The sequence below is a fragment of the Euhalothece natronophila Z-M001 genome (assembly GCF_007904085.1).
GTDB lineage: Bacteria > Cyanobacteriota > Cyanobacteriia > Cyanobacteriales > Rubidibacteraceae > Halothece > Halothece natronophila.
On record NZ_CP042326.1, the window covers coordinates 514,865 to 541,064 of the forward strand.

The following is a 26,200-nucleotide window of genomic DNA, read 5'->3' on the forward strand; positions in this document are numbered from 1 at the left end:
AAATTTCTCAAAAAATAACTTTTAAAACCAAGCCTACTACTAGTTTGTCGTTTATTGGTGGGTTTTGATTTTAAGTTTTATTGCAAATTTCGCCATCGCAACTGCACAAAATTTGCCCTACGTCCCCACAAATCAGTGGTTGCGTAAATATTTTCTAGCTCCAAATTAAAGGGAACGGCTGTGGTTAAATACTTTTGGGTCAATTGTCCAATATCAGGGGCGAGAGTAGAAGCAAGGGTCATTCCCAAACCCATCCCTAATAATTGCGAAATCGGGTCTTTGGGCAAAACGACATGAGAGCCTAAAGTAAACCCTGCACTAAGCAATAGTGCGACGGAAACATTGGTTCCACACCGAGGATGAACTGCTAAGTCCCATTCTCCTTCTCTAAAACGTTGTAGAGCGATGCTAACGCCACGTTGTAATTGCTGTAGGGGAACCTCTCCATAGAGATAAAATCCTTTTTCTGTGGATAAGCCCCCCAAAGTTTCATTATCGGTGCGGGTAGGAGAAAAACTCATCCTTTGACCATTTTTTGTTCCATCCTCGCTTAAAATCCAAACTGTGCCATGTTCTAGGGCGTGAACTTGCCGTAACATGAGAAAATCTTTCAACCCTGGGAGAAAAGGAAGCTGTTTTAAGAGTTCGCTATCTCCCGTGGGCTGAGGGCGTAAAAACTCCGTTGCAGTAGTGTCAATACTCATCAGCAAACCAGACTAATAATGTTTTCCCTGTGGTCAGGTTTACTCTAATTTTAACGAGATTTTGACCCATGCTAACGTTATCTTCGTTGGGGGGTGGGATAACCCTGTTGGTCTAACATTTCTCTTGCACCAGGACCGGGTTCATAGTTCATGCTTCCACCACCTCCTTCTAGAGAATCATCCATAACTTGAGGCGTTAACAAGACAATAACTTCTTGACGTTCTTGAGTTCGACTGGTGCTTCTAAAAAGGGAACCAATAATGGGAAGATCACCCAAAATGGGAACTTTACTAACAGTTGTGCGGTCTTGATCTTGAATAATTCCAGCTAAAATTAGGGTTTGCCCATCTCGCAGACGAATTTGCCCAGAACTTAAACTGCGCTCTTGGAGTAAGGCAATTTCTCCTACTGGCGTGTTTTGTGTACCACTAATAGCGGAAACAGTGGGATCAACATTGAGAGTAATAAAACCATTATCATCAATCCGTTGCACATCAATGTCTAAGATCAATCCTGCATCCCGAATAACAGGTTCTTCTACGGTAAAGCTATCATCGCCCACTTCTCGAACAACTAGTTCGGTTCCGCCAAAAACTTCCTCAGTGAGGTTAACTTGCGCTAATTCTCCTTCTTGGACAACGAGAGTGGGATCAGTGAGGATTTTTGCGTTACCACTGGTGACTTCTGCTTCGAGTAATCCTAAGAAGCGACTGGGAAATTGGAATAACTCAGGAACGCTAAATTCAATCTCTCCCTCGTCAATTTCAGTGATGCCAGGCTGAAACGGGTTTTCTGGGGTCCCAAAATTAGGGCGAACTGATCTGGGGAATCTTGTAGTACCACCACTTTCAAAAAGTTCACCTTCTGCATCCTCAAAAATAAAACCTTCATCTATAACATCACCACTCCGACCAGGCTCACTAAATGGGGCATCAGGTTGAAGATCAAAAAACGGCTGTGCTTCTGCGTCACCAGGGATAGGGGTTGATCGGACAGGTGGCAAAGGTCGCCCACGAGTTTCTGTTACATCTCCACTTGTTGGTGGGGTTGTTCCCCCAAAGCCAACTGCGGCTGCTCCAGCATCGCTGACAAAAAAGCTATCACCAATGCCAAAGGAAAAACTGGTGCTAAAATCATCAGTTTCGAGCAAGTTAACGTCAATGATTTTGACATTAACGGCAACTTGGCGCCGACGGGCATCTAACTGCTGCAGAAAGTCAGTGGCAATTTCAATACTGCGTGGCTCCCCCACTAGGGTAATAGAATTAAGGCGTTCATCCACTGAGACAGATAATCCTTGTAGTAAATCTCCACTGTTACTATTTTCTCCGTCTCCGGCTCCGGCTGCGCCCTGACTGGCCAGAAAATTGGCGGCATCACTTGCTGGAACTTGGTTTAAGCGTACAGAGCGAGTCATTAAGTTTCGCGCTCCTCGGGGGAGGTTAGCCCCAACAAAAATGGTATTGCCGCGGCGGTTGGCTTGTAAGTTGGAGAGTTGTAAAACGGAATTGAAGGCCTCTTGGACTGATTCGTTTTCTAAATCAACGGAAATGGTTTGCTGTGCTTCATCACCAGCTTGATCTGCAAAAACGAGGTTTAGATCAGCCGATCGCGCTAATAGAGATAACACCTCTCGCACTGGGGCTTCTCGCAACACTAACCGAGAGACGCGATCATCAACGCCCAAACTAACCATATCGGGAGAAGAATCAATGGTAGAAACTGCCATATCTCCTACTGGGGGAGCTGTTGCTCGGGGGCGAGTCGGTTCTAGTTCAGGAGAGGGTTGTTGTCCCTGCTGTGCTGGTTGCTGATTTATTTCCACATCGGGATCTGGAAACATTACGTCTGCGTCAGTGCCAGGCTCTTCTGGGGGGTCTGATTCAGGTAAAGAAGGAACTTGCGCTTCTTCAGATGGTTGTTGTTGAGGTGAGGGAGAAGCAGGTTGTTCTTGCTGAGGTGGCTGTTGTTGAGGTGAAGGAGAAGCAGGTTGTTCTTGCTGAGATGGTTCTTCGGCAGCGACTTGAGAAGGCTCTTGTCCTGGGAGGCTCAAACCAAGAATCACTTCGCCATTTGCAACAGATTCAAGGATAGCTTCTGGAGTTTCATCAGTTCCGGTAACGGTTACTTGCACGCGATCTGTGTCTGCTTGAGTAATCGTTAAAGATTCTACCCCTGGAAAAGGATTATCATGGGTAACTTCAGTTTCTCCTTCTAAATCAATTTCGGCATTATCTAAGTCTGCAATTAAGACATTTCCATCTTGAGTGGTGGAAATATTGGCTTCTCCTTGAGTTCGGAGGTAAAGATTAAAACCTTGTTCTGTTTCCTCTAACTGTACATTTTCTTGAGCTTTTGCTATTTCTATTGCAGGTGACATGACCAACATGGCTGTCACTGCTAGTCCTATTCCCCATTGCGAAGATAGTTTGTTAATCATTGTTTCCTCACTCCTCATCATAAATTAGTAGTTTATTATTGCACTTTTCCCAATTTCAATTAAATAACTTTCAACTTAGTCCTCGTCATTATCATTTTCGTCACCTCCTTCTTCAAGTTCTCTTAAAACCTCTGGATCAACTGGCAAAATAGCTTCTAATTGAAAACTTGACCGCAATTGTGGAGTTGTCATTGCTAACAAGCGATTTTCCTCAGGAGAAAATCTTCCTTGCGGTTGTTCTACCAATTGGGTACTAAAGTCATTTACCAATAGTAAAGGCTGTAATTGTTCTAGGTTTCTTAATAATTGTTGGGTTTGAGAGTAAGTTCCAACGACTTCTAAGTTATAGGTTTGGCGTTGAACTCTACCATCAACTGCACTCCCAAAAGAGCCATCTTCAACTACTTCTGGGCTTGTCATTTGTGGCTGAAAACTCTCTAGTTGAAATTCAGTTGTTTCTCCTTGGATTTCGACATCGCCAATTTGATTAGCAGTTCTTTGAATTGTTTGATCTAAGTCAAATAATAGGGTATCTAAGTTCTCTTGACTGGCTAAAAGAGCTAACACTTGATTTTGTTGTGATCTTACTTGTTCAATTTCTTGTTCAAGTTCCCCTACGCGATCGCGCCGATCAGGCTGAGCTTCAATTTGACTTTCGAGATCATTTCTTTCGCTAACCAAATCATCATATTCTTGTTGTGCTGGTTGAACTAACTCAAACCATAAATAAATAGCAGCAATTAAGCCAAGAACGCCAAAGGTAATACCACTTACTAAGGGAGTAAAGGTAATCCCAAAGGCTTCTGGATAGCCACCGCCTTCTTCTTCTAGTTGTTCTTCTGGGGGTAATTCGTCACTAAATGTCATAAGTGTTTCCTCTTAATTTTTTAAGTAATTATTCGATGATTCCTCTCTCTTGCAAAGTTCTAATGCGAGTCACTAAACCAGTTGCTCCTTTCTCCTCGAAATTAGCAATTAATTCCGAAGCAGGTTCATCATTAAGTTGAAAAGAAATTGTATAACTAATCACTCTGGCTGCAGATACTTCTTCAACATCTTGAGGGAGTTCTTCAATTTCAACACTAAAGTCAGTGCGACTTGCTGTTTGTAGATTAACACTTTCTTGCTCAATAAAAGGAGAACGTTTTAAGGTCAAAACAAAGTAATTAACCGCTTCAAAAGACTCCCCAATTCCTTCTACATCAAAGCTATCTTGTTCACCTTCCTGTAAAGAATTAATCTGGATATTTCCAGGAGCGCGATCGCGTACATCCTGTAACACTGCTGACATGGGTTTAATCGTATTAAAAATATCAGCAAGCGCGGTTAAATTGTCCTCAGCTTCTTCTAACTCTTCTTCCTTTTGATTAATCTCCTCCTGTTGACCTTCTAATTGACCCAATTCTTGCTCTAAATCACTAACGTCTTCTTCTACCCCCTCGATTTGTTGAGAAATAATTAACTGATACCCAAAGACCATTGCTGGTAGAGCCACCCCAACAATTGCCCCGACAATTAGAGGTAATTTATCGTCTTCGCCTCCTCCTTGTGGAGTAAAGGTTTGTCGTTGAGTTTGTGTTTCTTTGCGCGGTTTTGCCTCTTGTTTGCGCTCCCTAAGGAAATTAACATCTAAGCTATACATAAATTGACACTCCTTTTATGCTTCTCGTAGGGCTAGCCCTAAAACCGTTCCCAAACTGACGCGTTGAGCCACAGAAATTTCTTCATCCGTTTCTAAGGATAAAGCCTCAACGGGATCAATTTGGGTCGCTGGAATATTAAGACGCTGATAAAAGAAGCTATCTAATTGACCAATCCCGGCTCCGGAACCTGCTAAAAAGATTTGGACAATTTCTAAGCCTTCAGTTTGATTTAAGTAATAATCTGCCGAACGACGAACTTCATCGGTTAATTCCCCTAAAACTCGCTGTAATGCTTCCATCCCGGGATTAAAAGGTGTCGTTTGTTCTTTAGCATCAGAGGGTAGGGGCAAGGTCATTTCTTGTAAAGGCTCTAAATTCCGAGAAGGAGGAAGATTCATGGCGCGACTGAGGGCACTTTGCAGTTGAAAACTCCCAATGGGAATGGTGCGGTTAAACTCGGGCACGCCATCAACGATAATCGCCAATTCGGTGCTATCAAACTCAATATCCACTAAAATCACGGCTTCTTGAGAAGGATACTGTCGCAGCTGTTCTCGGATCGTCCGAATGAGCGCGATCGTGTTAATCTCAAGAGCATTAATGTTGAGTCCGACTTGCTCTTGAAAAATATCAAGATAGAGATCCGTTACTTCTCGCCGTGTGGCAATGAGTAGCACTTGTACTTTTTCAATCCCATCTTCATCAGCAAAGTAGCCTAATTTCTGATAGTCTAAGTCCACTTCCTCTTTAGGATAGGGGAGATAAAGCCCTGCTTCTTGATTGAGAACCACATCTCTTAATTCGTCTTCTTCTAGTTCTGCCGGTACTGGAATAATATTGACAATAGAGTCTCGCATCGGAATCGCCGTGCTAACACTTTGGGAGGTGATATTGTTCTCCTCTAGAGCTTCCTTAATTAATTCGGCAAGACTAGGTGGATCAAAAATTCGTCCCTCAGTGTAAATTCCCTCGGGAACGTCTTTAGTAGCAAGGGTTGCTAGTTCATAACCTTGCTCTGTGCTATTTACTTTTGCAATGTTAATTTGGTTCGGTGTAATTTCAATTCCTACTCCCTTTGCCTTCTTTTGAAGAAAGCCAGGAGTCAGTTTTGATAAAAATTTTAACATCTCTTTAATCGGGCTATTTGCTTAAAGTTTACAGAAAAGCAAACTGCTTAATTGTCAACAATTTTTCGTTTACTTTAAATGATCTCATACACTTTTTGTAAAAGTCTGAGGAAATTACTTACTTAGCTACTTTGATGGATTTTTGCTAGAATTAACGGAGATAAGTCATTGATCATTGTGTAAGACAAAAAAAAGGACAAGTAATAAAGGATAAATAACTCAGTTGTTCCATTAATTTAGTCATTCCTCTCCTCGATAATCCCCTTTACTAATACTTCCCAACAATGACAGTAAATCAATCTCCATCATCTTTTTCAACTCCTCGCCAAAGAAAAATTTTACGCAAGAGCTATTTCTGGTTAAAATTGCTTATTATTACCGTTGGATTGATTACAACGGTAGATTTAGTGTGTCGTTTCTTGGGGGAGTGGTTTTGGTTTCAGGAAGTTGACTACTTAGGGGTTTGGTTAACCCGTCTTTTAACTCAAATTAGTCTAGCAACGAGCGTTTTTGCTGTTTCAGCACTATTTTTAGGACTGAACTTGTTCCTTGCGGAAAAGCTAAGTGGGTTTGAGTCCTCTAATTACGGTAAGAGTTATGCTCAAAAAAAACCAATTCTGGGGAAAATGACTCTCCGCCCTCTCTTAACGTTGATGGGGTTAATTTGTCTTTTGATTAGCTTTTTGTTACTGCATTACTTGCAAATTAGTTTATCCTTTCTGAGTTCAATTTTAGAAATTCCCTTTCTAACTAATTTATATACCGCTTCAGATGTTACAGAAAGCTACGATGTTTCTAATTTAAAGCCCTTTTTTATTTCTTCCCTGAAGTTACAAGATATTCAAAATTTACTCCAACAAATTTGGCAAGCAAAATGGCAAATCCCTATTTTAATTGGATTTTGTGGCTTTTTAATGATGAAAAGGCGGTTAGGGTTAAAGTTATTTGCTGGGGTTATTAGCGTTTTTTTAGGTTTAGTTTGTGCTTTAAATTGGGAACAGCTTTTGCTATTTCTAAATGCCATTTCGTTTGAAAAAACTGATCCAATTTTTAGCAAAGATGTGGGATTTTATGTTTTTAGCTTACCGATTTGGGAATTATTAGATTTTTGGGTAGGAGGCTTATTTTTATATGGCTTATGTGCAGTCAGTTTAATTTACTTAGGTTCTAATAATAGCATTTCTAACGGGCAGTTTTTAGGGTTTTCTTATCCCCAATTGCGTCATTTATATGGGCTAGGGGGTCTGGTATTATTAACCTTATCTTTAAGGCACGCCTTAGCACGATATGAACTATTGTACTCAGAACGAGGGGTGATCTATGGGGCAAGTTATGCTGATGCACAAGTGCAACTCCCGGTGGAAACGTTTTTAAGTATTACTGCTGCGATCGCGGGAATTTGGTTATTTGCTCACGCACTCATTCATCCCAATCGTTTTCAAATCAGTGGTCGTTCCCCTTGGGTTGCTCTGATTATCTATGCCTTAGGATTGTTGTTAGGAGTAGGGTTAACGCCATTAGTCCAACAGTTTGAGGTACTTCCTAATGAGTTAGAAAAAGAAAGACCCTATTTAGAACGATCAATTACCATGACTCGCGCTGGGTTTGCTTTAGATCGGATTGAAGAAGAACCCTTTGATCCCCAAGGAGATTTAACTCTAGCAGATATTGAAGCCAATGATCAGACGATTCGCAATATTCGGCTTTGGGATACTCGCCCCATTTTACAAACCAATCGTCAATTACAACGAATTCGTCTTTACTATGAGTTCCCTGATGCTGATATTGACCGTTATACCCTGCTAAAAGGCATTGGGGATCTAGAAAATCCTAATCAACTGACAGAACGCCAGCAGGTTATTATTTCCCCGCGAGAATTAAACTTTAGTGCAATTCCTCAACAAGGTCAAACTTGGGTGAATCGCCATTTAGTTTATACCCACGGTTATGGGTTTACTCTCTCTCCGGTTAATCAAGTGGGTGAAGGGGGATTGCCTTACTATTATATTCAAGATATTGGTACAGGAGAAGAGGAAGAAGCCGGAAAACTAAGAACTGCTAATCCGCAGATTCGCGATAGTATCCCCATTGGCAATCCCAGAATTTATTATGGCGAGTTAACTCAAGATTATGTCATGACGCGGACGGGACAACTAGAGTTAGATTTTCCTCGCGGCGACGAGAATGCTTATAACGTTTACGGCGGTGAAGGGGGGATTAATATTGGCAGTTGGTGGCGAAGAGGATTATTTGCTGAGTATTTGAAAGATTGGCAAATGTTGTTTACTCAAAATTTTACAACTGAAACCACCCTCCTCATGCGACGGAATATTAAAGAAAGGGTTAGCGCGATCGCGCCGTTTTTAGGGTTTGATCGCGATCCTTACTTGGTCACTGCCCACACTGAAGACTCTTTAGCAGGAACATCAGAAAGTCATCTTTATTGGATTCTCGATGCTTATACCATGAATGACCATTATCCCTATTCTGATCCAGGGGGTTATGGCTTTAACTATATCCGTAATTCAGTGAAGGTGATTATTGATGCTTACGATGGGGATATCCAATTTTACATTGCTGATGATGATCCCATTATTCATGCGTGGGACAAAGTGTTTCCAGATTTATTCCACTCTCTAGAGGAGATGCCGATAACCCTAAGAAGCCATATTCGCTATCCTGTGGATTTGTTTAAGGTGCAATCAGAAAGACTCTTAAACTATCACATGACGGATCCGCAAGTTTTTTATAACCGAGAGGATCAATGGGAAATTCCCCGAGAAATTTATGGCACACAAGCCCAAGCCGTAGAACCCTATTATCTCACCATGAAGTTGCCTGATGCCGAACGAGAAGAGTTTATTCTCTTACTTCCGTTTACGCCACCAGACCGAAATAATATGATTGCTTGGTTGGCAGCGCGATCGGATGGCGAATTTTATGGGCGACAATTACTCTATCAATTCCCGAAACAGAGATTAATTTTTGGACCGGAACAAATAGAAGCCTTAATTAATCAAGACCCGGTGATTTCTCAACAAATCTCTCTCTGGAATCGACAAGGATCGCAAACCATACAAGGTAATTTATTAGTGATTCCCATTGAAGAATCCTTATTGTATGTGGAACCCGTTTACTTAGAAGCAGCGCGAACCAGTTTACCCACCCTAATTCGAGTCATTGTGGTATATGAAAATCGGATTGCTATGGCAGAAACTTTACAAGAGGCAATTAATGTTATTTTCCAACCAGAGAAAGCAGAGGACGTGCCAGCCATTCTTCGTCCTCTCGAAGATGAAACTACACCTGTTCCAGAAGAGTTAGAACTGGAATAAATATTTGTCCTTTGTCCTTTGTCCTTTGTCTTTCGTTCTTGGTAAAGCAGTGACCAGTGACCAATGACCAGTGACTAATGACTAATGACTAATGACTAAATTTGACAATTCTCAGCGCGATCAATATTTTTCAATTCGAGACTGGGGCAAGTGCGTTTACACAAGCCTGTGAGGACATTTCCCGGCCCCACTTCTACCAGTTCCGAAACCCCTTCCTCAGCGAGTTGAATTAGGGTTTCTTGCCAACGGACTGTACCGGTCATCTGCTGCATTAAACGGGATTTGAGTTCTGTTGGATCCGTACTAGGAATGGGATCAACATTGGATAAAACGGGAATTAAAGCCTCGCCAAAGGGAACTTCATCTAAAATTTTTTGGAAATCTTGGGCAACTTCTTCCATTAATGGGGAATGAAACGCCCCTGAGACTTTTAGGGGAACGGCTCTTTTTGCTTTTACTTCTGATAAAACTGAATCAACTGCTTCGGGAGTTCCTGAAATGACAACTTGTTGAGAGCTATTATCATTCGCTAAGACTACATCACTGGTTTTAGCAAGGGTTTCTTCGAGTTGAGCGCGATCGAATTTCATCAGGGCAACCATTTTGCCGCCACCAGCTTGATCCATGAGTTTTGCTCGTTGTTGCACTAATCTTAAACCAGCATCAAAGCCAAACACACGGGCAGCATATAAAGCACTGTATTCCCCTAAACTATGACCGGCGACATATTGGGGAAGATACCCCCCTTCGTCAATTAAAATGTCAGTGAGGATAGATTCCACCACATAGAGACAAGGTTGAGTGTAGAGGGTGCGAGACAAGTTTTCTTCATCTTGGCGGCAAGTGTCTAAAACTGACCAACCGAGAATCTCTTCTGCTTGCTTAAATCGTTCTTGACCGATCGCGCTTTCGGCTAAATCAGTTTCCATCCCAACTGCTTGTGAACCTTGTCCTGGAAAAACAAACGCAAGTTTACTCATTTTTGATTTCCTTATCCTATTCTTTCTGATTAATTTGCCATTGTACGATCGCGGCTCCCCAAGTTAACCCAGCACCAAACCCTGACATAGCAATAATATCATTAGCATGGAGTTTTCCTGCTCGCATGGCTTCATCGAGGGCTAAAGGAATGGAAGCAGCAGAAGTATTCCCATAGTGGGCTAAATTACTAATCACGCGATCGCGCGGTAGATTCAATCGTTGCGCCACCGCATCCATAATCCGCTGATTTGCCTGATGGAGTAACAACCAATCCACATCCTTAGCGGTTAATTCTGCCCGAAATAGGGCCTTAGAAATCACTTCTGGTACTTTCTCCACCGCAAAGCGATAAACCTCTTTCCCTTTCATCGCGATCGGGCGATAACTTCCCTGACTAACTTGGGTTTGATCCACCAAGGTTTTAGCTTCTCCCTGGTGAGCTAAATTTAAGGTATGACTTAATTGAGCATCACTGCATAACTCAAACCCTAGCAAACCATCATGATCAGGTGTTGTTGCTTCAATAACCACCGCCCCGGCACCATCCCCAAATAAAATGCAAGTGCTACGATCCGACCAATCCACCCAACGAGATAATAAATCTGCCCCAACCAATAACACCTTACGATAAACGCCAGTGCGAATAAACTGAGTAGCATTAACTAAGCCAAATACAAACCCCGAACAAGCCGCCGTTAAATCAAACCCCACCGCCTGAGTTGCCCCCACAGCAGTTTGGATACTCACCGCACTCCCAAACAAATCATCAGGGGTAGAAGTGGCTAAAATGACCAAATCAATTTCTTTGGGATCCACTTGCGCCATTTCCAGCGCATTAAGGGCTGCTTGAGTGCCTAAACTCACTACTGACTCTTGGGGAGACGCAACTGAGCGTTCCTTAATCCCTGTGCGAGTGGTAATCCAATCATCAGAAGTTTCCACCATCTGGCTTAAATTCTGATTAGTGAGTTTAACTGATGGCGCGGCTGAACCCGTCCCTGTAATTGCCATTCCTGCTGAATACAAGTTTTTCCTCCTTTACCCCTGTGGTGGTTGACTACTCACCGTCGAATCACTGTGAATATCCATTTTCCCTGCCATAAAGGAACGCAGGCGAGTAATCACCTGCTCATCCACTGCATCTTTTGCCAAACGAATTGCATTATAAACGGAAGGGGCTTGCGAGCTACCATGACTAATAATGCAGATACCATCTACACCTAGTAATAGACCACCGCCATGTTCTGCGTGATCCACCCGTTGTTTAATTCGTTTTAGGTTCGGTTTCAGGAGGGCTGTTCCTAATTGTCCATTTAATCCTTGTGGGAGTTCTTCTTTTAGGATATCAAGTAATACCTCTCCCACTGCTTCGGCAAACTTGAGAACCACATTGCCGACAAAGCCATCGCAAACAATCACATCAAAATTTCCAGATAAGACATCTCGCCCTTCTGCATTCCCGATAAAAGGAATTTGAGCGTTGGCTTCTAGTAACTGATAGGCACGAATCGCTGCTTCATTTCCTTTGGAGGATTCTTCCCCAATATTCAATAAGCCCACTTTCGGATCATTATTCCCAAGCACGTATTTACTATAAACTGTTCCCATTAAGCCAAATTGTTCTAAATGCTTGGCGCGACAATCAACAATTGCCCCCACATCTAAAATAATTACGGACTTGTTGGGAATTTGGGTGGGAAAAATTGCCCCAATAGCAGGACGTTCAATCCCTTTTAAGCGTCCTAAGCGTAATAGAGCGGCAGCCATCCCTGCACCAGAATGTCCAGCGGAAACCACGGCTTCGGCGCGTTCGGTTTTCACCATATCCATGGCAACATTAATGGAGGCTTTACGTTTTCGTTTTAGCCCCACCATGGGTTCTTCAGTCATTTCGATGACCCCTTCGGAAGGGACAACCTCTAAATGAGCATGGGTGCTACTGCCAAAGCGTTCCAAATGTGGGTTAATTTGTTCTGGATCACCAACCAAAAGGATATCTACATCGAGTTCTTCTGTGGCTCGGATAGCCCCATTAATGATTTCGCCGGGAGCGTGATCCCCTCCCATAGCGTCAACGGCAATTTTTGCGCGAGTCGATCCCATAAATCTAAATAAGTCTATGTGTTAAGGCGTTTTTAAAAACCCCTGTTGGTAAATTTTAAGCTAAAAAAAAGCTACAGTGTCTCTTTAAGATAGATTACAGGTTATTGGCTCAACTGACTAGTCGTATTTTTTTCTGATCATATTGAACAGAGCAATGGAGCGTTAAGATAAAACAGATGAGACGTAACAAAGCATCAACAGTAAATATGGAATCAGTTCGCGAACTGGGAATTAATCTGAATCATTGGTATGTAGTGGCTCGAAGTAATGAAGTGACCACTACCCCTTATTCGGTTACCCTTTGGAAGCAACCGATTGTCCTATATCGACAGGAAAATGGAGAGATTTGCGCCTTAGAGGATCGCTGTCCGCATCGTTTTGTTAAATTAAGTTCGGGGAATGTTTCTGGCAATACCTTAGAATGTGCTTATCATGGTTGGAGATTTAATCGGGAAGGAAAATGTGTTGCTGTTCCCTATTTGAATGAGAAACAGAAACTGCCTCCTTGTCAGTTGCGCCAATATCCGGTGCAAGAAGGGGATGGATTTATTTGGTTATTTTTAGGAGAGCGCGATCGCGCCCCCAAAGTTCCCCGCTTTACCGTTCCAGAATGGGATCATCTTAACTATATTGCCACTGTTTCTATTATTGAAACCCAAGCCCATTATTCCTATTTAATTGAAAATTTAATGGATATGTATCATGGACATTTACATCAAGATTGGCAGGCTTGGACTGATGCTAAACTCGACAAAATAGACGAAACCGAAGAGGAAGTTCACGGCTATTATCAAGCTCAAAGTTATTACCGAATTAATAGAATTTGGTCAATTTCGCAACTCTTTTTTCCTCAACTCAGACAGCTTCACCCTGAACCTTTAACTGTCAGTTACTGTTATCCTCATTGGTTTTCCACGTTAGGAGAAGATTTTAAAATTTACTGTTTGTTTTCTCCCGTTAATGAAACTTCAACGCGAGCCTATTTGATTCACTTTACATCTTTAAACGCTTTTTGGCGATTACATAAACTTCCGATCTGGTTCCGTCGCGGCTTAAAAAATGCCCTCTTTGGTTCCGCCCAAAAACTATTAGATGGATTAGTGCGTCAAGATGTAGAAATGATAGAACAAGAGCAACAAGCCTTTTTGGAAAACCCACATCAACGGGGATATGAATTTAATCCTGTTTTAGGCAGCGTTCAACGTTTAATTCGCAAGCAAGCACTTTCCAATTCTTAAAGTAATTCCTTGACTTTAGTGGCTGTTGCTGGAGCTAATAACACCCCATTTCGATAATGCCCTGTTGCGAGAATAACATTATCATATCCTTCTAAATATTCTATGACAGGGGCAGCTTGCTGGCTAGGGCGAGGACGTTCCCCAGACCATGTTTCAAGAATTTCTGCCTCAGCTAAGGCGGGATAATAACTACAGGCTTGTTCCCAAACCTTATCTAACGGATCAACTAGAGGCTGTTCTGGAAATTCTACAGTTGCCCCAACCCAATATTCATTCTTTCCTAAAGGAATCAGATGAACATCGTTTCCTGTGACTACAGAGGACAAACCATTGTCATTATTTAATCGCACTCGCATTGCTTGTCCTAACACAGGAGTTAAGGGAAGGGGTTTTTTCAGATGTTGGGTTAGGGGAAAAGAGCCTAAACCAGCGGCAATAATTAAATGGTCAACCTCCCAGTCTCCCTGATTAGTATGAACTGTGTGACTATGTTTATCATCCCCGTTTTCGGTAACAGAAACTGCAGTTGCTTCTGTTTCCCAACTGAGAGTCACTCCATTTTGTTCTGCGGCTTTGAGTAAAGTTGTGGTTAAGGCTTGGGGGTTAACTTGCAAATCTTGAGGAGAATAAACTGCTCCTACCATTTGCGAAGTATTTAGGGTCGGACAAGCAGCCTGTAATTGGCTTTGATTCCAAAGTTCTAGCTGCCACCCCTGTTGTTCTCGTAAGCTGGCTAACTCTTGCCATTTTGCCATTTCTTCGGGGGAGAAACAAAGATGAATCAGTCCTTGCAGGTGCGGAATTGTCTCCCCTGTTTGCTCCTGCAATTCTACTAATAACTGGGAATAGCGACGAAGACTGATTTCTCGTAACTCCCAAGCCCGTCCTTGTTTTTTTTGGCTGATGACTCCAAATAGTAGCCCTAAGGCAGCCCCTGTTGAGGCTTGAGCGGGAACATCTTTGTCAATAATAGTGATTTGAAACTCAGAATTTTTGCTGAGTTCGTAGGCGATGGTTGCGCCAACAATACCACCACCCACAATCATGATCCGTTTCATGAATTTTCTTCAGGTTTAGGTTCAGGAATTAAACTGAGATACTGATCAAAGTCATTGAGAGCGCGATCGTAACTTTGTAAAGCACGAGAAGCGACTTCCGCTTCCACTGCTGCATCAATTTTTTCAATATCTTCAAATAAGGCTTTTGCATACTCCCTGGCTTTTTCTTGATCTGTCGGTAACAAGTTGCGAGTAACGTAACTCATTTCTCGACGCAATCCTCCCAAAGGACCATGTAATAAGCTATAGGCATCAGACCATTTTTCTTTTTGTAATAAGGGTTCTAGTTGAGTTAAGCGTTGTCTGGCTTGTTTAACAGGGGGCAAAGCCTGCTGAATTTGTTCAACTTGTTCACTGCTATAGGTAGGAGGAGCGGTGTTTTCATTGCCTCCCCCACAACTTACTAAGACAATGGCAACTAAAGCCATTAGTAAAGATAAGATAGAGCGTTTTCTTAACATGATGATTAAATAGTGTCAAATTAACTGATTTTCTTTGAGATAAGCATATCAATTTTTGGGGTGTTCTCAAAAAAACTTAAGCAGTTTGTTGACGTAGAAACGTTAATAAAATAGGGCTAATTTCGTCTGAGCAGTGTTCTTGAGGATAATGTTTTCCCTCTTCTAATTTAACAAAACGAATATGATTGTACTCGTCAGCAAGGGCTTTCGGAACGTCTGCACTTAACCAAGGATCTCCCATCCCCCAAATAATCTGGGTTGGCTTATCCCATTCTTTCCAGCCTGCTTCAATTTCTGCCATTGCTTGAGAAAGATTAAGATTTTTAATCGTTGCCACTAACGAGCGTCCCGCTTGGGAATTTTTTAAGAAAGGTTCCCGATAAATATTGAGATTCTTATCAGAAATTACATAGCCACTTCCTTTTTCTAAAGTGCGATCCACTAAAAGGGGATCTTGAGTTAACATTTCTCCCATAAGTGGAAATGCCCATTGACGCATTAACCACGGTAATCGTACTGAGGAAGAGAGGGGAGTGTTTAGAATCACGAGCCGTTCAATTTGTTCGGGATGACGAAAAGCATATTGTAATCCAATCGAACCAACAAAGCCTTGTACAACTAAATGAAAGCGGGATAATTCAAGACTATGAAATAATTTTTCTAAAGCGGCAAGGTAAGCCTCTGGAGTATAAGGAAATTCACGGCGAGAAGGCTTAGCTGAAGATCCCTCTCCCAACCAATCAGGGGCATAACCCATGAGTCCCATTTCAGCAATATCTTCTAAAAGAATGCGCCAGCTATAACTATGCGCTAGTAGTCCATGTAATAAGACCACTGGTGGGGCTTCACTTTCATTTTTGGGGCTAGCTTGGCGGTAAAACCACTGTTGTTGGTCAATTTCAATTGTTTTCTCTTCTAGGTTGGTCATTAGTGAATTGATAAAAGACGTTCTTACAACCTAGCAAATAATCATTTTAGAAAGAATGATTTTGTAAATTTCTTCTTAAAAAGGATTAACTTTAAAGTAAAATCACTTTTCATTTGTGTGCAAGGCTGGACAAGGAGTGCTATAATCGGTTCAGCAAAAATACGTAAGATAAGAATAACACTTTTACATTCATACCAAAATCATGACTTCTGTGTTAGAACAGCGTTTAACTTGTAATCGGATTTTTCGGCATCTTTTTTTCTATCATTCCCAACAGTTCACGGGAAAAGTTGAAATTTCAGGCTTTCAGAACCAGAAATGGTGCTTTTACTTTATGTTAGGCTCGTTAATTTGGGCTTATGGGGGGAGCCATCCTTTAAGACGCTGGCGTAGGCAATTTTATGCTGCTACGGGTCAACTTCCTCAAATGAGCCGAATTAACCAAAATGGGGAATGCTGGGATTGTACTGAATTAAGACGACTCTCACAAAATCGTCATTTGTCCTCAGAACAAATCCAAAATATTATTAAAGGAGTTTTGCTAGAAGTTCTGTTTGATGCAGTGCAAGCATTTGAACTTCCTATTTACGAGCATTATTATTTCAAAGAGCAAACCAAAGTTCTTACTATTACGGAGTTAACGGGCATTGGTGATGGCATACAAGTTAAATGTCAAGAAGACATTCATCCTGATCCTTACTATCGTTTGCCTCGTAGTCTATTGCCAACCTTAAAAGAGTTACAAGAAACGACTTATCAAACCTGGAAACAATGGGTTAAGGCGGGGTTAGCAACCTGTTCCCCTAATGAAGCACCTCTATTGGTTAACCCCCAGGCTTTAAAACCAATTGTCTCTGATAAGGTTTATCGAAACCTGTCAAAAGCCTTACAAGGACGAACGACTTTAAGAGATTTAGCCTTTAAGTTTAAGCATAACGGAAATTTTTTGAAATCTGGTTGTGCATTAGCTCCTTATGTATTAAAAGGACTGGTTCAATTTGAAAAAATTCAAGATATTGCTGTTAGTAAAATCAGTAAGGACTCTTATTCGACAATTACATTTTTAGACAGTGTAACTGACTCTAACCTGCTATTAGCTATTGATAGTAATGCTGATAATCACAATTTACTTAGCGCGATCGCGCTTGAACAAGGATACGAGTTTCAAGTATTTTCAGATAGCCTTAAAGCAATTCTAGAACTGCAAGATAATCAACATTTTCAGCCTAAATTTATTTTCTTTAATCCAGATAACTCAATCATTAAAGAAACGGAATTTTGTAAAATTCTTAAGCGTTTAGGGATTAGCGATCAAGTGCCTATCGTTATTTATACTAATGAAGAAATCCAAAATAAAGAAGTTAAGGAAATTTTCTCCCTAGGGGCTAACGAAGTGATTGATAGCAAGCTTTTCACTTACTATCATCTTAGTTCTCTCCTTGTAAAATATAGAAATAGTCAGCAGGAAAAAGTATTGGATAAGCAAACTATTGTCCAAAATACAGTGAGTTAATTGAGCCTTCAGTTAGGGAATTACATTCTCTCTAAGACTTCAATCCCTAATAGGGAGAGTCCTAGCTTGAGGGTACGGGCGGTTAAATCTGCTAACATCAGGCGAGAGGCGCGTTTGTCTGCTTCTGCTTGCAAAATAGGACAGCGATCATAAAATTGATTGAATTTTTGAGAGAGTTCAAATAGATATTGACAGAGGCGATTGGGAAGTAAGTCTTTTTCTACCTCTTTCAGAATATCGCTCAGTTGTAGGATATGTTTGGCAAGAACTAACTCACTGTTATCTTCAAGGGTAATATTTTGCTTGTTGAGGGTTTCCCAGTCAATGTTACCTTTACGGCTGATTCCTTGGACTCTGACATAAGCATAGAGAAGATATGGGGCGGTATTTCCCTGTAGGGCGAGCATTTTATCAAAGCTAAAGACATAATTACTGGTACGGTTGCGACTGAGATCAGCGTATTTAACCGCACTAATGCCGACAATTTTTGCCGTTTTTGCGATAAATTCTTCGCTTTCGTTTCTTCCTTCCTCTTGAAAGCGTTGTTCTAAATCTTGGCGCGATCGCGCGATCGCTTCATCCAACAAATCCCGTAACCGTATCGTATCCCCTGAACGGGTTTTTAATTTCTTCCCATCTTCTCCTTGTACTAACCCAAAGGGAACATGAACCAACTCCACATCATCGGACACCCAACCAGCGCGTTTTGCCACCTGAAACACTTGGTCAAAATGACTAGCTTGTCCAGCATCGGTTACATAAATCACCCGTTGCGCTCCATCTTCTCGAATGCGATAGCGAATCGCCGCTAAATCCGTGGTGGCGTAATTATAACCGCCGTCGCTTTTCTGGATAATTAACGGGAGGCGTTCCCCCGATTTATTGGTATAGCCTTCGAGGAAAACACATTTCGCGCCTTGATCTTCTTCTACTAAGCCTTTTGCTTCTAATTCCTGCACCACTTCTGAGAGAAAAGGATTATAAAAAGACTCGCCGCGTTCCGTTAATTCCACGCCCAGCAAATCATAAATTACCTGAAACTCTCGCCGTGACTGTTCACAGAGTAATTCCCATGCTTGAACACTATCTGGCGCACCTTTTTGCAATTTCACCACTTCCTCTCGCGCCGTTTTCTGGAAAGTTTCATCCTCATCAAAGCGTTTTTTCGCTTCTTTATAGAGAGTCACTAAGTCACCAATTGCTAAGGCATCAGCTTTAGTTAAGGCTTCGGGATAGGCTTCTCGTAAATAAGCAATCAGCATTCCAAACTGCGTTCCCCAGTCACCAACATGATTGAGACGTAAGACATCGTGACCGCGAAATTCTAAAATACGCGCAATACAATCTCCGATAATGGTAGAACGGAGGTGTCCCACGTGCATTTCTTTAGCGATATTGGGACTAGAAAAGTCAACAATGACATTTTGCGGCGTTTCAGCTTTTTCTGCGCCAAGTTGGCTATCTTGAGAAATAGTTTTTAGTTGGCTTTCTAAATAACTGGGTTTCAGGCGTAGATTTATAAAGCCGGGTCCTGCAATTTCGGGGGGTTCACATAATTCAGATAGATCAAGGTGATCAATAATTTGCTGGGCGGTATCGCGGGGCTTTTGTTTCAGGGGTTTTGCAAGAGAAAGGGCAATATTAGACTGATAATCCCCAAATTCGGGTTTAGCCGCCAGTGTCACTAAAGGATCAGTATCGGCGTATTCCTCGCCAAATGCGTTGACTAGGGCTTGAGAAAAGTGTTGTCGCAGTTGTTCTAATAATGAGTACATTCTTGGTTTATCCCTGACATAAGTAACCCCTGATCAATCGTAATCGAAATGGGGCGTTTTCGGTTATTGGTTATCAGGTTAACCCAGTTGCTGGGACTGTCTTTATGTTAGCCCTTACTGTGAGGGAGAGAGGGAGATGGGGAGAGAGGGAGATGGGGAGACAAGGGGAGGCGATTGCTCATCTGTAGCATTAGTTATTCGATTTTATGTCAGGAAAATGTCACAGAAAAACGCTCAAGTGTCAATTGTTCCACACCTGAGCGTTTCTAACAAAGCGACTTAACCCAGTCGCCAAGACCCTCTCCGATAAAGGAGGTAATAAGGGCATTGACCGTGTCCGGTTTCCAACAAAGCGACTTTACCCAGTCGCCGGGACTGCCTGCCTATGCAGGAACAAGCCCACTCCCTCAGTTTCCAACAAAGCGACTTTACCCAGTCGCCGGGACTCGGCAATTGTTAGGGCATACCGTGCTATCGCGTACGTTTCCAACAAAGCGACTTCACCCAGTCGCCGGGAACATAACAGAAAAAAATGTGTTACCCGAATGGTTAGTGTTTCCAACAAAGCGACTTCACCCAGTCGCCGGGAACTCCGAATCGAAGTGGTTGACTTTGCCATTGAGCCGTTTCCAACAAAGCGACTTTACCCAGTCGCCGGGACGATTGATGATTACAACTGGATCGCCGTCTTTTATAAGTTTCCAACAAAGCGACTTCACCCAGTCGCCGGGACATGTAATGATAAGTCCAAACAACTTGGAAACATTGGGTTTCCAACAAAGCGACTTAACCCAGTCGCCGGGACATATCTAAAACATCTTCTTGATAATTCTCAGGAAGTTTCCAACAAAGCGACTTAACCCAGTCGCCGGGACCAGAGGCTGATTCAGAGCTGGTAGAGGCTCTCTAGTTTCCAACAAAGCGACTTAACCCAGTCGCCGGGACTACCAGTTCGTGGAGCGGGAATACCGCTTTATGGTAGGTTTCCAACAAAGCGACTTAACCCAGTCGCCGGGACACCACTCATCATAACCCTTACTGTGAGGGAATTTCAAGAGCGATTTGCGGTGACATACCCTCAACTAATCTTTCGATGTAGTTGGGGCTTCTCAGCGACTTGAGCGAATCAACGTTAACTGAGCTGCTTTTACTTCTTCCGCTTGCCCATCGGTCGAAGGTTTCAGAAGTTAATTCTGTATAAGTAAGTAGGTGGCGATGAGCACTTGGTTATTAAGCCTACTTGTTTGATTATACCGCAAATAGGCTGATTCATGAGGGGCTGTCATCTGGGGTCTCCCCAGATGTTTATACGCCCCGTCTACCGACTAAATTAAAATTGTAGTCGTAGGATTCTCAGCCCTTCTGCTAAATTAAAATATATGATTAATGATGGCTATTATAAATGTCGTCAATCGCATCCCAAGCCTAGTTTTTCTAACAGATTGCTTGTAAATTAAAGTGAGAACAGAACGCTAGCACTTGACAATGAGTGAAATTCGATACACGGCGGTTACTTTCTCCCCAATCCAGGGGTTTATCGAGAAATCGCGGAAATTGCGAGATTTATATGGGGGATCGTTTATTCTCTCTTATTTATCTCATACTCTCTGCGATTACGCTAGATCTAACAATCAGGAAGTGATTTCGCCAGCAACCATTAACGTCGTACAAGGAACACCGAATCAAATCATTATCAAAGGAGATTTCTCTTATCAAGAAGCCCGTACCATATTCGATCGCGCTTGGAAAACGATTCTCCAATCTTGTCGGGAATGGTTAGAAAATAAACTCCCCTCAAAGGATTATCAATGGCAACAACAATGGCAGGCTTGGGAAAATCATACTTGGGAATTTTTCTGGGCGCAAGGGTCTAGTATTGGCGAAGCCCGTCATGCTTTGAATGAGAAAAAACGCAGCCGTAATTGGGTAGGAATTAACTGGATGGGAGAGAGTTCCACTCTGTCGGGAACTGACGCGATCGCGCATCCCACTATGGGCAAATTTCATCCCAAACAGTCTAATTATTCTCAAGAAATAGCAAAAATCGAGGACTTTTATCAGCAATTAAGTCATGTTGTCAGTGAGTCGATTATTGATCCCAGTGAACAACTGAGTATTCCCGAACTGATTAAACGGCTAATTACCCTTAAGCCCATTCAATCACAACTTAACCTCTCTGCCGCAGAACTGCCAAAAGTGGAAATTCCTGATTCATTTCGAGACTTAAAGCGTTTAGAAGAAAATCGCTGGACAGGGTGGTTTCAGGGAGACGGCGATCGCATTGGGGAATACTTAAAAGGACTCAATGAACAAGGAAATAACGAAGCCCAGATTCTCAAGAAATTTAGTCGCGCCATGCTGAATTGGGGAGAAAACGCCCTCAAGCCTTCTGTAGAAAATGGGTTAGGACGAGTGATTTATGCTGGTGGCGATGACTTTCTGGGGATATTTTACCAAAACTATACCAGTGATGCCGAAAAACAAGCCTTTCTCGGAGAATGTTTACAGTGGTTTTACCGCTTTAATCATGAGGTTTGGCAACAACATCAACAAAATATAACCGTAAGTGTGGGCTTTGTGTGGGCAGCCGGCGGAGTTCCCCAAAGAGATGTTTTACAACATTGTCGAGAAGCCGAACAAGCCGCCAAAAAACAAGGGCGCGATCGGTTAGCAATTAGGATTTTATTTAATAGCGGGAATTACTTGCAATGGACTTGTCCGTGGTGGTTCTTAGAAGAAGTGATCACAGGATATCGCGATCGCGCTGGGGGACAAAACTGGACACATATTTATAATGACATCGCCACTCTAGAAAACAGACACGCCTTTGAGAATAATCAAAACATTGCCTTAGGCTTATTTGAGATTTATTTCGGAAGCCAAACCCGTCAACGCTTAGAACAAAATCTAGACTCAGTAATTTTAGGCGATTCCTCTCCAGACATCAATCAGTGGATTATCAACCTTGCCAAAGTGGGATTTCATCTATGTCACTAACCTTCCAATATCTCATTACCATTGAACCACTAGGGTTTCTCTACGGAAGTGCCGGTCGGTTTCTTTCCCCAGAAAACTTAGTAGGGCGATCGGGAACCAGTTTTCCTCCCAGTTCTGCCACCCTATCAGGATTATACGCCGCTAATCAAGAAGACATTAACGCCCTAATCGTCGCCGGTCCTTTTTGGTCAGAAATCCAAAACCCACAAAACTTTCGTGTTCCCCTTCCCCATAACTATCTTGTCAAAGATCAACAAATCCAACACCAATTACAGTGGAATCATCAACAGTGGGAAACCGAAAACGGCACATCTCCCACAGGGAAATTCGATAAAGGAGGAGGTTGGATCACCATTGATCAATGGCACTCTCCCCAACAAGTAGAAAGTGATCCTTGGGAATATTTGCCACACCTTCACCCCCGTCTTAAAACCGAAGAACGGAAAGTAGAAGCCGACAGTGATCAAGGGAGTCTCTTTCTCGAAAACGCCGTCCAACTTGATCCAGAAGCCTGTCTCGTATATCTCAGCAATACCCATCTCGATAACGGCTGGTATCGGTTTGGCGGCGAGGGACATTTTGTTAACTTACGCTGTCTTCCCCTTGACGCAGAAACGCAAACCTTACTCCATCAACCCTGTGGCAAACAATTTGCCCTGATTACTCCAGCCGTATGGGGATCAAATCGTTATTCCTACCGCTTTCCCATCCTTCCCAACCAACAGGAAGTCACCCCTGCTTGGTCAATAGAAACCCTCCTCACCGAACGTCCCCAAGCCTTTCGGTATCGTTTAGGAGGAGACAAGCAAGCCAAACGGTTATCAAGAGGACGATATGCTGTTCCTGCTGGCAGTGTTTACGTCTTATCTGAACCCTTAGAACCTTGGGAAAACTGGGAGGAATCTTGGTTTCCCAAAGAAGCCTATTCCTTTAAACGTTGGGGATGTGGCTTATCACTACCTTTAGCAATTGGAGGAAAATCCTAATGTATCATCAAGCCTACGGTATCATTAAAACCCTTGCCCCTCTGCACGTTGGCGCAAGTGCAGGAGAAGAAACAGGGAATCTTAACTTAATTTTTCGCGATCAATTTACCCAAACAGGAATTATCCCGAGGAGTTCTATTCGCGGACGATTTCGCGCTGATTTACGATCCATTCAAAAAGGCATGGAAGCAGAATGGTATGGTCATCATGCTGTAGAAGGACGAGAAGATGGGGGAACGACCGAAGCCATTGTAAAATTTGAATATGCCTCTTTATTGTGGCTTCCCGTCTTTTGTCCCGGTCAACCAGTGATTTGGATTAGTTGTCCTCGTTTACTAAAACGTTATCAACAAATTAGTGGTCTTTCCACAGAGATTCCCCAACCCTACACCAGTTCTAAATCTTTACAAGGGCGACAAGTGGGACAAGGACAAAAAGTCTTATTCTTTAATTTAGGCTTCATGGAAATTGAACAAGAAACCGACTTATCCCCATGGATTCCTCAAGGAGTTGATTTACCAGAAAGTAATCTAGTGGTAGTGGGAGATAACGACATCGCCACCCTCCATGATATGGCGTTATATCGACAAAGCCGCGTGCGGTTACAAGATGAGATGAAAAAGACGGAAACAGGGGCATTTTTTAATGTAGAAGCCCTTCCCGAAGAAAGTATTTTAGTCTTTCCCATTGCCTTAAAAGAGAAAGGTTGGTCACCCTTTGGCGATTCTGACAGAAAAGAACTGTATTTCGGCGGTTTAGAATCCATTGGCTTTGGTCGTTCACAAGTAATATTAAAAGGAGAGTATCAATAATGGCTTGGCAAACCTATGGCTTAGATCAAGAAGCGCAAAAATTAGTTCTTAATGCAATGAAGCGAGATAAAGATTCCCTCAATCAAGGGTATAAAATGCGGATGGCAACTGCTTATGGCTTAGAACGCTTTTGGGGAGAACATCTCCGTTTAGAGGGGAAAGAACAAGCAAAATCCGATTATTGGAAGGAAACTTGGGATACTCTAGTTCAAATTATGCGTCGCGGTGGGATTGAGATTCCCAATGATGCAGTTAACAGTAATAATCCCCAAAGCATCCAAAACATGAGTGAGAAGTTATGGGGATTGGATTTAGAAGCCCAACGAGTCTCCTTAGCGGTACTAACCCAGTTATGTGATTGTTTAATTTGGTGGACACAACGCTACAAATAAGGTTTCCAAGATGACTTTCACACCAACGCTTTCCCTGACAGAGTTTTTATCTCAACCCAATATCGAATCTTCTCCAGCTTGGGAATTGATTAATGGGCGCACGATCCAAAAACCCATGCCAACTTTGTTTCACTCGCGATTACAGCGTAACTTAGTGAATTATATTAATTTTCACACTGAAGAATTAGAAGCGATTCAAGAACTGCGCTGTATTGTTTCCCCTTATTCCCCAGTGCCAGATATTGCGGTAATTATAGCCTCTCGCCTTCCTGAAGCAGATGGGGCATTTAACGGTGCGCCAGATTGGTTAATTGAAATTTTATCTCCTGACCAAAGCACACTAACTGTGCAAAATAAAATTCTCCATTGTCTGAATAATGGGACACAACTGGCTTGGTTAATTGATCTGACTCGCCAACAAATTTGGGTTTGGCAAGGAGATAATTTACCACATATCTATGCAGAAACCGATGTTTTGCCCAGTTTAGGTAATTTACCACCACTAACAGTTAATGGTGTTATCGCAATGACGAACAGATCATAATGCCCTCTGTAATTAAAACTGATGACTTCTACAACCAAAATTCCCAACGTTATGGTTTCTCCCTGTGGAACCAGCCTGTTAACCAATCAAGTTTCTAATGAATTAAGAACCTTACTGCTAGAAACAGCTAATCGGCAAAAAGCAGACTTAACTCCTGATCAACAGGAGAAAATTGCAGAACATATTCAACAGCGAAGAAATACCCTTCTAGATCCTTCTCTCCACCTAGAAACTGTCAAAAAAATGAGTGCTGAACTCAACGGGATCATCACCTATCATAATGGAGACTTATCCCCAAGCGTTCCCGAATATCATTTTCTTCTCGTTAGCGATACCTATCAAGGCGAACAAGTGGGAGAAATGGTCGCTGCTTGGCTAAGAAATAACGGCTTGATTGCTTCAATTATCAAAATCCCAGACTTAGCCACTAGCGAAGCCGAAACCTTCCGCAATGCCATGTCAGAATTAATTAAATGGTGTGATGATACTCTCACTAGCTATCAACAGCAAGGATATCGTGTTATTTTCAGTTTGACCGGTGGCTTTAAGGGAGTAAACGGCTTTTTACAAGCCATTGCCATGTTTTACGCTGACGAAAGCGTTTACATTTTCCAAGCAAGTTCTCAACTGCTTCGGATTCCGAAACTTCCCATAAATATTGATAAAGAAGGAATTGTCGGTAAACATCTTACGCTATTTCGGAAACTAGAAGTAAATTTTTCCGTCACTCGCCAAGAAGCAAGGGGAATTCCTGAAACCCTATTATTTCCAGTGGATGAAAATGTCACCCTTTCCGAATGGGGGGAACTGGTGTGGCGACAAGCTAAACCCACTTACTATCAACAGAAGTTACTTCCTCCCTTAAGTTCTCGTTTAGAATACAGCAACCGTTTCCAAAGTGATGTTGCTGCCATTGGGAGTGAACGCTTAGAAATCCTTAATTATCGTCTGGATCAACTTTCTCGCTATCTGGAAAGCAATGGCGACTATAACCCCCTTTCCCTCGACTTTAAAAAGCTGAAAGGCAAACCTCATCCCCAAGCCACCCACGAATGTGATGCTTGGTCAGACAAAGATGCCAAACGGCTATATGGTCATTTTGAAGCAACTGGAACCTTTGTTGTTGACTCCCTGAGTTCACATCTCTAATCACCACTAATTA

21 protein-coding genes and 1 CRISPR repeat array are annotated in these 26,200 nt (G+C 42.3%); of the genes, 9 read left to right on the forward strand and 12 right to left on the reverse strand.

All coding sequences use genetic code 11. From position 1 onward, the window contains the following. Nucleotides 1–77: 77 nt before the first annotated feature. The 5 genes from FRE64_RS02390 to pilM all read right to left on the reverse strand — a co-directional run bounded on the left by FRE64_RS02390 (nucleotide 78) and on the right by pilM (nucleotide 5,915). Nucleotides 78–704, reverse strand: coding sequence for a DUF6391 domain-containing protein (locus FRE64_RS02390; RefSeq protein ID WP_146294498.1), 627 nt, complete (start codon nucleotides 702–704; stop codon nucleotides 78–80). 77 nt (nucleotides 705–781) lie between these two features. Next, nucleotides 782–3,145, reverse strand: a complete 2,364-nt coding sequence (locus FRE64_RS02395) for a type IV pilus secretin family protein (protein ID WP_186708927.1) — start codon at nucleotides 3,143–3,145, stop codon at nucleotides 782–784. 75 nt (nucleotides 3,146–3,220) lie between these two features. Next, on the reverse strand, nucleotides 3,221–4,012 hold the full coding sequence (locus FRE64_RS02400) for a coiled-coil domain-containing protein (RefSeq protein ID WP_146294500.1): 792 nt from the start codon (nucleotides 4,010–4,012) through the stop codon (nucleotides 3,221–3,223). 28 nt (nucleotides 4,013–4,040) lie between these two features. Further along, nucleotides 4,041–4,787, reverse strand: coding sequence for a PilN domain-containing protein (locus FRE64_RS02405; protein WP_146294501.1), 747 nt, complete (start codon nucleotides 4,785–4,787; stop codon nucleotides 4,041–4,043). A 15-nt stretch (nucleotides 4,788–4,802) separates the two neighbouring features. Next, entirely contained in the window at nucleotides 4,803–5,915 is a 1,113-nt protein-coding gene (gene pilM, locus FRE64_RS02410) for a type IV pilus assembly protein PilM (RefSeq protein WP_146294502.1), read from the reverse strand. Between the two features lie 284 nt (nucleotides 5,916–6,199). Here pilM and FRE64_RS02415 point away from each other — a divergent pair, with 284 nt between their 5' ends. Next, nucleotides 6,200–9,250 (forward strand): UPF0182 family protein, encoded by a 3,051-nt coding sequence (locus FRE64_RS02415; RefSeq protein ID WP_146294503.1) that lies wholly within the window; start codon nucleotides 6,200–6,202, stop codon nucleotides 9,248–9,250. 95 nt (nucleotides 9,251–9,345) lie between these two features. Here FRE64_RS02415 and fabD read toward each other — a convergent pair whose 3' ends face one another. From fabD to plsX, 3 genes are read right to left on the reverse strand one after another with little or no spacing between them, the layout of a single operon-like run. Continuing rightward, nucleotides 9,346–10,230, reverse strand: a complete 885-nt coding sequence (fabD, locus tag FRE64_RS02420; RefSeq protein ID WP_146294504.1) for an ACP S-malonyltransferase — start codon at nucleotides 10,228–10,230, stop codon at nucleotides 9,346–9,348. Between the two features lie 16 nt (nucleotides 10,231–10,246). Continuing rightward, nucleotides 10,247–11,242, reverse strand: a complete 996-nt coding sequence (locus tag FRE64_RS02425; RefSeq protein ID WP_222597886.1) for a beta-ketoacyl-ACP synthase 3 — start codon at nucleotides 11,240–11,242, stop codon at nucleotides 10,247–10,249. Between the two features lie 27 nt (nucleotides 11,243–11,269). Further along, the gene (gene plsX / locus FRE64_RS02430) at nucleotides 11,270–12,334 is read right to left on the reverse strand and encodes a phosphate acyltransferase PlsX (protein ID WP_146294506.1); all 1,065 of its coding nucleotides are present in this window, start codon (nucleotides 12,332–12,334) and stop codon (nucleotides 11,270–11,272) included. A 206-nt stretch (nucleotides 12,335–12,540) separates the two neighbouring features. Between plsX and FRE64_RS02435 the strand changes: the two genes are divergently transcribed. Further along, nucleotides 12,541–13,572, forward strand: a complete 1,032-nt coding sequence (locus FRE64_RS02435; protein ID WP_146294507.1) for an aromatic ring-hydroxylating dioxygenase subunit alpha — start codon at nucleotides 12,541–12,543, stop codon at nucleotides 13,570–13,572. On the opposite strand, the gene FRE64_RS02440 is transcribed toward FRE64_RS02435, so the two are convergent. The 3 genes from FRE64_RS02440 to FRE64_RS02450 all read right to left on the reverse strand — a co-directional run bounded on the left by FRE64_RS02440 (nucleotide 13,569) and on the right by FRE64_RS02450 (nucleotide 16,019). Then, the gene (locus FRE64_RS02440; RefSeq protein ID WP_146294508.1) at nucleotides 13,569–14,630 is read right to left on the reverse strand and encodes an NAD(P)/FAD-dependent oxidoreductase; all 1,062 of its coding nucleotides are present in this window, start codon (nucleotides 14,628–14,630) and stop codon (nucleotides 13,569–13,571) included. The genes FRE64_RS02435 and FRE64_RS02440 overlap by 4 nt on opposite strands. After that, a complete protein-coding gene (psbQ, locus tag FRE64_RS02445) occupies nucleotides 14,627–15,091 on the reverse strand; it encodes a photosystem II protein PsbQ (RefSeq protein WP_146294509.1) in 465 nt (154 codons plus the stop codon). Before psbQ ends, FRE64_RS02440 begins: the two co-directional genes overlap by 4 nt. Nucleotides 15,092–15,167: 76 nt before the next feature. Next, nucleotides 15,168–16,019 (reverse strand): alpha/beta fold hydrolase, encoded by an 852-nt coding sequence (locus FRE64_RS02450; protein ID WP_146294510.1) that lies wholly within the window; start codon nucleotides 16,017–16,019, stop codon nucleotides 15,168–15,170. Between the two features lie 202 nt (nucleotides 16,020–16,221). Between FRE64_RS02450 and FRE64_RS02455 the strand changes: the two genes are divergently transcribed. Next, the gene (locus FRE64_RS02455) at nucleotides 16,222–17,532 is read left to right on the forward strand and encodes a PleD family two-component system response regulator (RefSeq protein WP_146294511.1); all 1,311 of its coding nucleotides are present in this window, start codon (nucleotides 16,222–16,224) and stop codon (nucleotides 17,530–17,532) included. Nucleotides 17,533–17,552: 20 nt separating this feature from the next. On the opposite strand, the gene argS is transcribed toward FRE64_RS02455, so the two are convergent. Continuing rightward, the gene (argS, locus tag FRE64_RS02460; RefSeq protein WP_146294512.1) at nucleotides 17,553–19,307 is read right to left on the reverse strand and encodes an arginine--tRNA ligase; all 1,755 of its coding nucleotides are present in this window, start codon (nucleotides 19,305–19,307) and stop codon (nucleotides 17,553–17,555) included. Nucleotides 19,308–19,569: 262 nt separating this feature from the next. Continuing rightward, nucleotides 19,570–20,325: direct repeats of the CRISPR family, unit length 36 nt; unit sequence GTTTCCAACAAAGCGACTTAACCCAGTCGCCGGGAC. A gap of 467 nt (nucleotides 20,326–20,792) precedes the next feature. On the opposite strand from argS, the gene FRE64_RS02465 reads away from it, so the two are divergent. From FRE64_RS02465 to FRE64_RS02490, 6 genes are read left to right on the forward strand one after another with little or no spacing between them, the layout of a single operon-like run. Continuing rightward, a complete protein-coding gene (locus FRE64_RS02465; protein ID WP_246140372.1) occupies nucleotides 20,793–22,304 on the forward strand; it encodes a Cas10/Cmr2 second palm domain-containing protein in 1,512 nt (503 codons plus the stop codon). Beyond that, nucleotides 22,295–23,290 (forward strand): type III-B CRISPR module-associated Cmr3 family protein, encoded by a 996-nt coding sequence (locus tag FRE64_RS02470; RefSeq protein ID WP_146294513.1) that lies wholly within the window; start codon nucleotides 22,295–22,297, stop codon nucleotides 23,288–23,290. The genes FRE64_RS02465 and FRE64_RS02470 overlap by 10 nt, the downstream gene beginning before the upstream one ends. Then, nucleotides 23,290–24,102 (forward strand): RAMP superfamily CRISPR-associated protein, encoded by an 813-nt coding sequence (locus FRE64_RS02475; RefSeq protein WP_146294514.1) that lies wholly within the window; start codon nucleotides 23,290–23,292, stop codon nucleotides 24,100–24,102. The genes FRE64_RS02470 and FRE64_RS02475 overlap by 1 nt, the downstream gene beginning before the upstream one ends. Then, nucleotides 24,102–24,494: a hypothetical protein gene (locus FRE64_RS02480; protein ID WP_146294515.1), complete on the forward strand. Its 393-nt coding sequence runs from the start codon at nucleotides 24,102–24,104 to the stop codon at nucleotides 24,492–24,494. The genes FRE64_RS02475 and FRE64_RS02480 overlap by 1 nt, the downstream gene beginning before the upstream one ends. Nucleotides 24,495–24,504: 10 nt before the next feature. Next, nucleotides 24,505–25,038, forward strand: a complete 534-nt coding sequence (locus FRE64_RS02485; RefSeq protein WP_146294516.1) for a Uma2 family endonuclease — start codon at nucleotides 24,505–24,507, stop codon at nucleotides 25,036–25,038. Nucleotides 25,039–25,059: 21 nt separating this feature from the next. Beyond that, nucleotides 25,060–26,187, forward strand: coding sequence for a hypothetical protein (locus FRE64_RS02490; RefSeq protein WP_222597850.1), 1,128 nt, complete (start codon nucleotides 25,060–25,062; stop codon nucleotides 26,185–26,187). Nucleotides 26,188–26,200 lie beyond the last annotated feature (13 nt).